This window comes from Jutongia hominis (assembly GCF_014384965.1).
Classification (GTDB): Bacteria; Bacillota; Clostridia; order Lachnospirales; family Lachnospiraceae; genus Butyribacter; species Butyribacter hominis.
Map to the genome: position 1 here is coordinate 116,230 of NZ_JACRSW010000014.1, position 10,939 is coordinate 127,168.

The following is a 10,939-nucleotide window of genomic DNA, read 5'->3' on the forward strand; positions in this document are numbered from 1 at the left end:
CAAGAAATAAGTTTCACCGTTAAGTGCCCTCCCAATTATACAGGTGGTTCACAATCTTTTAATAAGTATCGCAGTTCCATAACAGTCACAGCAATTTTATATTTAACTTCGATTTCAACTTTTTCTGGTGGATTGGCTAAAAGCCTGTCAATATCTTTTTCCTCAACACCAGCCATTTTTGCTATCGTTAGCTTGGATATGCCATGATAGGAAACAAGCACTTCCAAAAAACTGCTTAGTTGCCTATCCTTATCTTCAATCGCTCCAAAATACAGAAATCCTGCTTTACTAAGTATTTTAAGACGCAATGCAGGATCATCTGGCAAACATTCCACATTTCCCTTTGCTACTCCATCTACTGTTTCTTCAGTTATTTCTAAATATTTTGAAAGAGTATTTTTATTAAAACGATACTCCTCAATTAAAGAAGTTAACATTTCTGAAATATTTTTTGTTTTTATCATATTTACGCCTAATCTCCCTTTTGTGCTCCGGGCAATTATAACTTTTCCAATCTTTCCAGAAACGCAACATAAAATTCTCTTTCTTTCATACAGGCTTGCTGAACCTCTATGCTTTTCGGAACATATTCCAGTGGATGGTCTAAATGATATAAAGCCTGTTTCGTTGCCTGAATTGCAGATTCTGTTGTGTTTCCCAAAATGTCGATGTTATCCACATCGCCCTCACCCTTCATCTGCTTATTCAACCTTTGTACCATCATCTGTGATATATGGCTCAACATTCCGTTTTTCTTTATTCCCATACCATTCGCATTTACTTCCTTCGCTGCTTCCATCCATGCGTCCTTTACCTCTTGCGGAGCATTCGGACCAATCATATCAAATGCTTTTTCGTCAAAATCTACATCTGACATATATGGATTTATACTCTCATTTTCCTGTTCAGCACGTTCTGTACTAAATTGAGGAATATTATCCTGTCTGCGCCTGTTTTCGTATGGCACACCATTCATAGAATAGTTGGAACTAATCTGCATATATCAATACCCCTTTTTTATTTGAATTGCATTATATCACTGTATTATGGAAATCAAGGCTGGAATTTATCTGCTGTCACTTTCTTTTCGTTTTCCAATTTCTTTTCTGTAATCTTCCATAAGCCTAACACAATGGTCTGCTATATCCTGCATTCCAAGTTTTTTGAAAAAAGCAACCTGCATTCCCATCATTTTTTCACAAACAACCATTTTCTGTTCATCTGCATTACTAATAGCAAGCCATGGGAATGCTTTATATCTTTTAGTGTCACCAATAAGAAAATTATACCCTATCAACTTATCTTCGCGAAAAACAAAATAGAATTGAGGTCCTGAACCCGGAATCGATTTTTCCATAATTCGTTGCATTGTTTTCACCCCACCGTATGCTGGAATAAAACCTATTTGCTCAAGAGCGTTTAAAATACCAGGTTTTTTATCTGTAGGTATGTCTCTATAATTTATAATCTGCTCCATTTGCTTTGCCCTCATTCAATTTAGATTTGTCAATTTCATTAAATAATAATTAATTGGTCAGTTTCGGCAATTCATTTTCTTCAACCGAAACTGCTTCAAGGTCAATATTTGACCAGTATGAGCCAATATCTGATCTTGTAAAGTATTCAAAATTACCCGTGGAAGATTTCAGTTTTCCGTTCTTGACTCCATTACAGACATAAATCAGTTCGTAGCTTGTCCCATCTGAAAGGTTAAATCGAAAACTGGTCACATCTCCTCCTGTTGTCTCCTCAACTTGCTTTTCCATCAATGACAAGTCCTCAAACTTATCATACAAGTCTGTTATGTCAGTTTCTGCAACGACTACTTTCTTTTCCGCTGATACAGGTACTCCCGTATAGTGGTACATTTCGATATTTTCAACTTCTCCAATTTCAAAAGGAAAGTCAATATTAACTTTTTCTCCGTTGCAGCCGACTACCCCCATCATCAAAAGCAGCAAGGTTATCATTCCTATCATTTTTTTCATATCATCACACTCCTTTGCAACTCCAAAGTTATTTTACTTGCGCTCCATAAATCCTATGATTGAAAAATCAATCCTACAATAAGGCAGTTCATACTTTCTGTCATCCATTTGTCTCATACACTTCATTGTCTGTTCATACTTGTATATATATCTTATGCAAACATATAATATCTGCCTAAATCATCAACTTTATATGCATTATTTTTCTGAGTGGTGCCATAATTATCCCCATAATATATCTTTATTCCTTTCAAATTTTTTGTCCATGTACTTATGTCTGCACAATCATTTTCTGCCGCCAAACATTTTCTGGCAGTAGCATAACAGGAACCCGACATATCAATTTCCCATGCTTTGCTGGAATCACCATCATACGGAATATATGTAACTCCATTAGGAGTCAAAAATGTAAAACCATCTTTTTCGCGTTTCAGATTTCCTGATATCTCAAGTAAAGCATATAATCCTGCCGTAGACCGCTGTGAACTTACCGGATATTTTTGAAATTCATCAGCTAATTTATTCAGCGTCTCTATATCTTTATCGGATGTTATGATTACCGAAACTCCTTGTGCCTCATTTCCCTTTATCGACAAATAATTTAACCCTGTCTTTGGATCACGATTTACTACCAATCCCCCCTGTAGCGGTATTTCCTTTATATCAATATTTCTTTTGTCAGACAAATCATTCAAAAGATTTTTCAGTTCACTTGTCATGGTTACATTATACGAAAATGGCTGATCCATATTAATCAGGAACTCCATTCCTGTTTTCTCATCTCTTTGAATTGCTAATTGATCTTCTCTTATATAAAAATCTTTTCCTGTCTGCTTATCTACAATCTCATATGCTGCTACTCCATTCACATATGTAGCATCTTCAATTTTATATCTTTCTGTCTCTATTGGTAATTCAATATCTTGAGAGATACTATTTTGTGTATAAATTCCAAAGTTACTATAATCTGTACTGTTTACATAGGAATCCCTTGTGCTAATCTTATTATTTATACACTCTTGGGCTTTATTTATTGCATCAGAAAAATTTCCTACTACATTTCTATTATTTTTACTGCATAACATACTTTGTTGTAAGTAACCATTCTCTATTCTCATGATTCTCCCTCCCAATCACTTGGGTTTTATTGAATACTCCATTATAATCCTTAGAACACCAGAAAGCTGTATCTATCTTATTACAGCTTTCGATATCCGCATAATTCAACGCATACTACCATCCCAAATTGTCTGCACCAAACCTTAATTCCCCTATATGTATAACGCTGGGCGGTGTCAATTGTTGGTTCACATTCTCTGCAAATCATACACGCTCTTGCAATATAATGTATTATCAGCTCCGTGCCTGTGCTTTCTGTATATTATCTGACCAATACTTATTGCTGAAAAAATCCCCATTTCTAGGCAAATTTCTGAACATATCCATAACAATATCATATGACAAGCCTGATGTGTCCACAAACATCTCTTTCCCATCTTTAGACTTAACTGCAATTCCATTATCACCCACATACGCTACTGTATTGTCATCTAATTTCTGTATTGATCCCGTCATTTCCGCAAATTTCTTTAGAGCGAACTCCCCGGATTCTTCACAAAGTTTTCGGAACTTTTCTGCATCCTCACCTACCATATACGGATATTTTCCGTCTCTAATATACCATGAAATTCCCGTTTCTGAATCCGTGTATTTAGGATCCGTTAATGCCCACTCTTTCAGAGGAACACCCTGATACCATGCTGTCATTTTTTCACTGGAATCATTGCTTATTTCTGGTTCATCATTTTGCATTTCTTTCTCAGCAATTTCATCCTGCCCCTGTTCATCTATTCTACATGACACGTTATATTTTAATGCCTCATAGATTTCTTGAACATTTGCATATTTGTTAACTGCTGCAACATCCGGTATCTCTAACACTTCCTTTTGTTGAAAAGCCTGTGACTGGTTATATTTTGAACCAGATTTTCTTCCTGCATAAATATTGTTATTTACAGCGGTATTTATCATATTTACCATATTTATAATCCCTCCATCAGCAATATAATCTAATTTTTTATTATAGACTTAAAGTAATCCATATATTTTCACAATATGCCTGTCTCATATAAAGCGGCATCATAAGACCCCGTTTTATACAAATCGGCGATACACTTATTGAAGTCATCCACATAATTTTCCTTTTGGAAATAATCATGATGTCCTGAAGAAAGTGCCGTTGGAACACAGCTATCTGTTTTTGTATGTGCTGCCAACGCAGCCATTTCCAAATAAGACGCATTATTTAAATCTATGTCATTGATATAAATCCGTTCTTCAAACTGCTGTCCGTATTCATCGTTTCCTTTTGCAATTACAATCGGATTCTCGTCCGTTGAGTCTTCTGCATAATTCAATGCATACTGCCGTCCCAAATTGTCTGCACCAAACCCTAATTCTCCTATATGGATCACGCTAGGCGGTGTCAGTTGTTGATTCACAGTCCCTGCAAATGTCTTTTGAATATTCGGTCTGCGATATGCTGCTGTCTGACAGCCGTATGTATATGCAGAATTAGTATTGATACTTAGCATAATATCACCTCTTTCAATTATTCAAATATCCCTGATCCAGTTCTTCTTTCGACCAGACTCTTTCATACGTTCCACCAATTTCGTCAAAAACCTTTTGCCATGTAGAAAATTTATGGATTTCCTCCATGCTATCCTTGTTATTCTGAAGCCATTCATACAGCTTTTCATACATAGAACCAGAAAACCGGACACTCCAATTGTTTTTATAATTTTCATTGTCACTGTATGACATTCCATCAGCTCCTATGGATATAATGCCCTGATCTGTCCGTTTTGCCATTCCCCTAATTTCTAAATCAGCCCAGATAAAACCTTCTTCCCGGCTCTCAATTAAATTAGGGTATTTGTCAAAATACATCTGCGCTAATTCTTCATACCTCTTCCGATCCGCTTCATTTTGCAGAAGAACCTTGCCACCTCTGCCTTCTTCACCGTCTTTTACTAAATACTGGATGCCGGTACCTGAATGTGTATTTAATGTAAATCCCTGCAAAGTCTCCACATCCAGCGAATCTTTATCCATTACATTCTGCAATGCATCTTTTAATTCATCATCTAATACCAGGGCATCATAACTCATCGTTCCATGCTCAGAAATCAAAAACTGCTTTCCTGTTGTTTCATCCTGTCTTATTTTTATATCAGAATAGGAAAATGCCCCCAAACGCTCCCCGTCTTTATTGTATATATCAAAACATTCAGCTTCATTATCGGGTACGATTCTATAATTTTCAGATTCGTACTCTGAATATTCCTGTTTCAAAGTATTTATCGTTTTTCCTGACAGTGCCAGATAAGAATCCATCACGGTACTTTTCTTAGCACGATTGATATCAGCTCTACTGCTAATATCCTCCTTATCCACCGTCTGAGCCAAAGTGTCAGCCCACTTATTCTGGTTCCGATTTGGTTTTAGGTTGTTATAACCTGTTGAATAACGGCTCTCCGCTCCTATACTTCCAATCATTTTTTAAATTCCTCCCGGCATTTTATTCTCTTATTTTAGATGCCAACACGGTATAAAATTCTTTTTCCTGCTGCAGATATGCTGCCCTTTCATCTGTAACGGCTGCCAGCGGATTTTCTATTCTCTCCAATACTTTGTCGATAGCTGCTAAACAACTTTCTTCCGTTTCACCAAAAATATTGTCATCACCACCTGTCAGAAAATCCTGCTCTACCGATAGCTGCGTTAATGTACTGGTTACATCCGTCTGAAATGGATTAAAACCAGTTTCTTCCAATGTTTCCTGCCACGCCGCCTTTACACTCTCTGGTACTGTCTGAAGGTAGTAATCACTAATATAAGCAATCTGTTTTTTGGTCTTTTCATCTGCAAACTGATAGGTTCTGTTATTCGCTTTTAACTGCTCATATGCCGCCTGCGCATCACTGTTCGCTTCTGACTCATACCAACCATCTTTATTTTTGCTATATTTCATACCATTGACCGTAAAATCTTTGGAAGTGTCTATCCCCAGATAAGACATAACATCCGTAATTCCTTCTGTATACCGGGCATATTCCTCCTTTGAATGTGCTACAGTAGTCATTGTCCCACCTGCATTTCGCAGCATGGATGCCAATGCATCTGCCATTCTCTGTGCTTTTACATATGATTGTGTATCATACGGATTATCTCCACCAGAAACCTCTACTCCATGCGCCGTAACCGTAAGCACATGACCTCCATTCACACGGATTCTTTGCCCTTCCGCAATATTAACAGAATTATTCTGTCTGCTAAGTGACGAACTCTTCGCCAATTTTATAGGTGTTTTTAACACTTGAACCAAATCTTCTACCGGATTTAGTAAGTGCTGCGACATCGCCTCATTATAGTTTTCCTTATCTTTAATAGCTGTATTTTTGTAATTAGATGTAAGTCCTCTTGTATTAGGATTAATATAACTTGATATTGATTGCATCATCTCAACCTCCGTCGTTTTTTCTAACCGTACCTGCTCTCTCTTATGTTCAAATGATTAAACCTCATTCGTACTTACTATTTGCATTTGGCAAATTAAGATATGTATCCATACTTTTCGTCCAAAGCAACGATAAGTCAAACCTTCCCAATTTGTTTAAATCTTCTATGCTTTTTTTGAACATTGCGATAAAATCTCTTCTGTCGTTAAGTCCCATATTACCAGCTTCAAGCGGCAGAGACGTGAAACCTCCCTGCTTCTCCACTTTGTAATGTGCCTCCAATGCACGCATTTCGACTACTGTAGCATTTGATGGATTAACATCATTGATATAAATTCTTTGCTCAAACTCTTTCCCGTTTTCATCCACACCTTTCGCTAACACCACTGGATTTTCATCCGTCGAATCATCCGCATATTTAAGACAATAAGAAAGACCTGTTCCATTACCTCCTGTCCACAACATATTATCTGTTGTGAATATCTGATATACCTTCGGTGTTTCTGCCGTATAAAATGTCTTTTCCCCAGATGCAGGCGTTTTCATATGATTACCTTTTTGTTGACCGTACAGTGAAGATACGGTATTCATACCAGAACCAATGTTCAAATTTCTGTTCCTCCAATCAGCTCAAAATTTTCTCTATATGCCAGTCCAGTTTCTGCCTCAACTTTTTTGGATAAAAGTGTTTTCAACACCTAATCCCATATTAACTTTCCACGGTTCTTCTGTCAGTCGGAACCGCACCTGCTCTCTCCTATGGAGTCCAAGCTTACTTTTTCTACTATATTCAAATAACTAAGCCCTATTTATGCTTACTGCTTGCATTTAGATAAGTATTCATATTTCGCATATAAAACATCTGCAAATCATACCTTCCTAATTTATTCATATCCTGTATAACCTTTTCAAAGCTGGATATAAGGTCGCATCTGTCATTTAATCCCATACACCCGGTTTCTGGTGGCAAAGAACTGAGACTATTTCCCCTATCGACGTTATAGCATGCCTCCAAAGCACTCATTTCAACATAAGAAGCATTTCTCAAATTAATATCATTAATGTTAATCTTTTCTTCAAATTCTTTTCCATTTTCGTCAACGCCTTTGGCTATCACTACAGGATTATCCTCTGTTGACTCTTCTGCGTATTTAATATAAAACGAAAGACCTGTTCCATTTCCACCTGAAAACAACATATCATCCGTCTTTAAATACACCTTCACTGATGTCTGAGAAAATTCCTCATTTCCGACAGCAGATGTTTTGCTATTGTTTTGTCGCTTTCCAAATACTTCCGGTGCACTTTGCACTCCCGAACCAATACGCATTTAATTACCTCCTAGTATAATATTATATATCGATTATTATAAGTTGATATAGTCAGTAAAGTCCTCAATTATCAATTGTACTTTTTATTATGTTTTCATTAAAAGTATTGGCAATATTTTCATAAGCAGCTATGGCAACCGCCCTATCTACTTCCGATAATACATTAACAGCCGATATATTATCATCAAAAGCCGCATCTTTTTTACTCTTTTGCATATTAATCTCTTCTATCTGTCTGCGCTTTTCTGCCGCCTCCTCACTGCGCTCTAAATATTGTCTACGCCGTTTAGCCTTCTCTTCATCTTCAGCTTTCATTTGCGCCTCTATCTTTGCTTTTTTTTCTGGTGAAACATCTCCACAAACATAATAGTGTGCAGTTCCATCCGGGTGAATAACCATACCATAAGATTGAATCTCAAACCCCCCGACTGCCATCTGCGCCTTCACAGTTGACTGCGAAGCAAAAAAATCCTGTATCATCTTTTCGTAATAAGCTGCTTTTTTGGGATCATTTGCCATTGTTTCCAAAACATTGGGTGCAATCACAATATTATTCATCCCATATGTCCCCGTCCCCAATGAATCCATACTCTTTTGATCACTTCCAACATTTTGGATCATTATATTCCCATATTTAGCCTTTAAATATTCAGTGTAGGTATCTACTTTTGAAACACTATTTTCATTTGGCTTCTGTACTTTCTCTGTATTAGCACCCTCTTTAGCAGATAAAATCTTATTGAAATCTAAATGATTGGCTTGCCCTGTCGTCTTATTCTGTTGATACCTATAATTCTGATTATAAGCATTAACTGAATTTTCAACGCCTAATCCCATATTAACTCCTTTCCACGGTTCTTCTGTCAGTCAGAACCGTACCTGCTCTCTCCATCCAAAGCCCAAGCAGTAACCTTTAATTGATTTATTGGAGTAAGATAACCCTTTTGGAGTTATCTTACTCCTTTTGTTTTGCCATTACGATAATCACAACCGCAACACTCCACAAAATATTTCATTATTCTGACCTAGTTTCCCCTTTTCTTCGGTCTTTTCGGCTGGTGATAAATCGCTGAACACTCTGCCGTCCTGCCAAGAACTGTTTTTTCCACTTCATTCCGGGCAATTCTCTCCACTACTTTCAATACCTTGATTGTAATCTTTTCTGCTTTATTCATCTTACCTTTACCTCCTCTGATGTTGTATCATAATACTTTTCTGAAACTGTACTCATACATATCCGAATACATGTTATCATGCGGTTGGGGCGTCAGCCTTCTATCCAATGCCGCCATATCCACCGTAAAACCACTGTCTGCCACAGAGAAAGCGCCATTGCTGAATTGAAACTCCGAAGTAAAATCGGGAATCCCCAGATCACCGCTTGTCCTGTTATGTCCTATAATATTTATCAATGCATCCTTTATCCGCTCTATCTTGGCATTGTCTTTTGTTTTGTTGATCAGATTAGCGGCTTTTTCCGGCAACCCGCCAATTTTTCCGTCCGGTGTCAGATAAAGGTTCTCCAGAGAAATATCTTCTCCCGTAACCCCTTTTAAGTAACGCCTGACTTCCTGCACATCCGTGGCATACTGATAGGTATTAGACGACAGATTTCCCACACTGTCAGCAATTCCTGTGTAATACTGATACATCCGGTCACTGTACTTTTCTTCTACCAGTTTCTGAACCTGTTCCCGGACTTCTTTATCTTCGATACCGCTCACTGTTACATTCCCATTGCTTTCAATCTTTATCTGCATTCCATCCAGCTCATCACGTGAGATACCTTTGCTTTCCAGATCCTTTACAAAATCCTCGGAAAAATCATGTTTCAGTTCCGCCTTCTGCTGTGCTTTCTCAAAATCTTTCAGGTTGGCAAAAATTTTCACATACTCCATTTCCACATCATCCAGTGTCTTTCCTTCTGCCATGTCCTGCAACAATTCATCCACTGTGCGTCCGCCTTTGTATTTCTTTTCTTCCGGCAGACTTTCAAACTGCTTCTGGTGGAGTTTATCCATTTCTTTTGTATAATTTTTCTCTGTATCCATCAGGACTTCATTATATTTGTCGAGGTATTCCCTCCAATTTTCATCTTTCCGGCTGTATGCACCGTGAAGGTTCCCGAATGCCGCCCTTATGGCATCGGTCTTTTCCTGTTCTTTATTTTCAGAAACCTTGAAACTGATTTTATAATAATCATCCGGGGAAACTTCTTCCCCATTTTTGTTTTCTATCTTGATACAATATTTATTGGTATTTGTATCCCAGTTCGGGATGGTCAGTGTTTTACGTCCTTCTCCGTCCCATTCTGCCTTTCCGACCTGATTGCCATATTCATCATATAAGGTGAGGTCATAATCACAGCCTTCCGGCATGTCCATGTATATTTGAACCCCAAAATAATTCTGTATGGTTCGATTAAATGGAATGGAAAAGTTGTAGAAATCCACATCCTTTTTATCACTGAGATTTCCTTTCAGACTGCTGGTTTCGTCCTTAATCAGAAAATCCAGATCCAGAAACGTACTTCCCTTCTTCTTGTCCGAAACCTCATAAGTGGTATGCTGTCTGCGATAAGTGTCATTGCTGCCAAGTGTACAGGAATCTTCCTGAAGTGTCATATTTTTCTTCAGTTTTCCTTCAAAAAATGCCACTGTTTCCTTTCCAGACATGAAAAAAATCGGTTTTTGACGAAATGCTGCCCCATATGTAGAACCAGTATTGTTTATTTCCATTTCTATTTTCTTCTCCCCAATGATCTATTACAGTTCTGGCACTTACATACGCAGAAGCAAGTACATGAACAAGAAGCATATGCCATAAATGTTCCTTTTTCAGTCTTTGTTTTCTTCCCTAATTTCATATGGAACTCCTCCTATCTCAATATCATTTTTGCATCATGCATAAAATTATTCTCCTATTTTGGATGCCAACACTGTATAAAATTCTTTTTCCTGTTGCAGATATGCTGTCCTTTCCTCTGTCATTCGGAATCTATTCACTCTCCATAACGGTCCAAGTGATCTATTACTTTTATGACCATCTATACCAAGTTCCGCTATTCAAAAGCTGTGACATACTTTCTTCATATCTT

At 37.5% G+C, this 10,939-nt stretch carries 15 protein-coding genes; all 15 read right to left on the minus strand.

Annotated elements, in window-relative coordinates; all coding sequences use genetic code 11:
- Nucleotides 1–35 precede the first annotated feature (35 nt).
- A complete protein-coding gene (locus H8700_RS04360; protein ID WP_109258175.1) occupies nt 36–464 on the minus strand; it encodes an HTH domain-containing protein in 429 nt (142 codons plus the stop codon).
- Between the two features lie 35 nt (nt 465–499).
- On the minus strand, nt 500–1,000 hold the full coding sequence (locus H8700_RS04365; protein WP_109258174.1) for a hypothetical protein: 501 nt from the start codon (nt 998–1,000) through the stop codon (nt 500–502).
- 66 nt (nt 1,001–1,066) lie between these two features.
- Nucleotides 1,067–1,477 carry a hypothetical protein gene (locus H8700_RS04370; RefSeq protein WP_243098784.1) on the minus strand — a complete coding sequence of 137 codons (411 nt, stop codon included), beginning with the start codon at nt 1,475–1,477 and terminating at the stop codon, nt 1,067–1,069.
- A 49-nt stretch (nt 1,478–1,526) separates the two neighbouring features.
- On the minus strand, nt 1,527–1,988 hold the full coding sequence (locus H8700_RS04375; protein ID WP_109258172.1) for a hypothetical protein: 462 nt from the start codon (nt 1,986–1,988) through the stop codon (nt 1,527–1,529).
- A gap of 152 nt (nt 1,989–2,140) precedes the next feature.
- Nucleotides 2,141–3,106, minus strand: a complete 966-nt coding sequence (locus tag H8700_RS04380) for a hypothetical protein (RefSeq protein ID WP_109258171.1) — start codon at nt 3,104–3,106, stop codon at nt 2,141–2,143.
- Between the two features lie 235 nt (nt 3,107–3,341).
- A complete protein-coding gene (locus H8700_RS04385) occupies nt 3,342–4,028 on the minus strand; it encodes an H-NS histone family protein (protein ID WP_109258170.1) in 687 nt (228 codons plus the stop codon).
- Between the two features lie 68 nt (nt 4,029–4,096).
- Entirely contained in the window at nt 4,097–4,582 is a 486-nt protein-coding gene (locus H8700_RS04390) for a hypothetical protein (protein WP_118550348.1), read from the minus strand.
- 13 nt (nt 4,583–4,595) lie between these two features.
- Nucleotides 4,596–5,549, minus strand: coding sequence for a hypothetical protein (locus H8700_RS04395; RefSeq protein ID WP_118536170.1), 954 nt, complete (start codon nt 5,547–5,549; stop codon nt 4,596–4,598).
- 22 nt (nt 5,550–5,571) lie between these two features.
- Complete coding sequence (locus tag H8700_RS04400) at nt 5,572–6,513, minus strand: hypothetical protein (protein WP_249303685.1); 942 nt, start codon at nt 6,511–6,513, stop codon at nt 5,572–5,574.
- Nucleotides 6,514–6,574: 61 nt separating this feature from the next.
- A complete protein-coding gene (locus tag H8700_RS04405; RefSeq protein WP_118550350.1) occupies nt 6,575–7,120 on the minus strand; it encodes a hypothetical protein in 546 nt (181 codons plus the stop codon).
- 196 nt (nt 7,121–7,316) lie between these two features.
- Complete coding sequence (locus H8700_RS04410; RefSeq protein WP_118550351.1) at nt 7,317–7,841, minus strand: hypothetical protein; 525 nt, start codon at nt 7,839–7,841, stop codon at nt 7,317–7,319.
- 64 nt (nt 7,842–7,905) lie between these two features.
- Nucleotides 7,906–8,679: a DUF6033 family protein gene (locus tag H8700_RS04415; protein WP_117465414.1), complete on the minus strand. Its 774-nt coding sequence runs from the start codon at nt 8,677–8,679 to the stop codon at nt 7,906–7,908.
- 188 nt (nt 8,680–8,867) lie between these two features.
- Nucleotides 8,868–9,017, minus strand: a complete 150-nt coding sequence (locus H8700_RS04420) for an AgrD family cyclic lactone autoinducer peptide (protein WP_055171097.1) — start codon at nt 9,015–9,017, stop codon at nt 8,868–8,870.
- Between the two features lie 27 nt (nt 9,018–9,044).
- Nucleotides 9,045–10,580, minus strand: coding sequence for a hypothetical protein (locus H8700_RS04425; protein ID WP_117465415.1), 1,536 nt, complete (start codon nt 10,578–10,580; stop codon nt 9,045–9,047).
- 2 nt (nt 10,581–10,582) lie between these two features.
- Nucleotides 10,583–10,708, minus strand: coding sequence for a CLI_3235 family bacteriocin precursor (locus H8700_RS12550; RefSeq protein WP_082241399.1), 126 nt, complete (start codon nt 10,706–10,708; stop codon nt 10,583–10,585).
- Nucleotides 10,709–10,939: the final 231 nt, after the last annotated feature.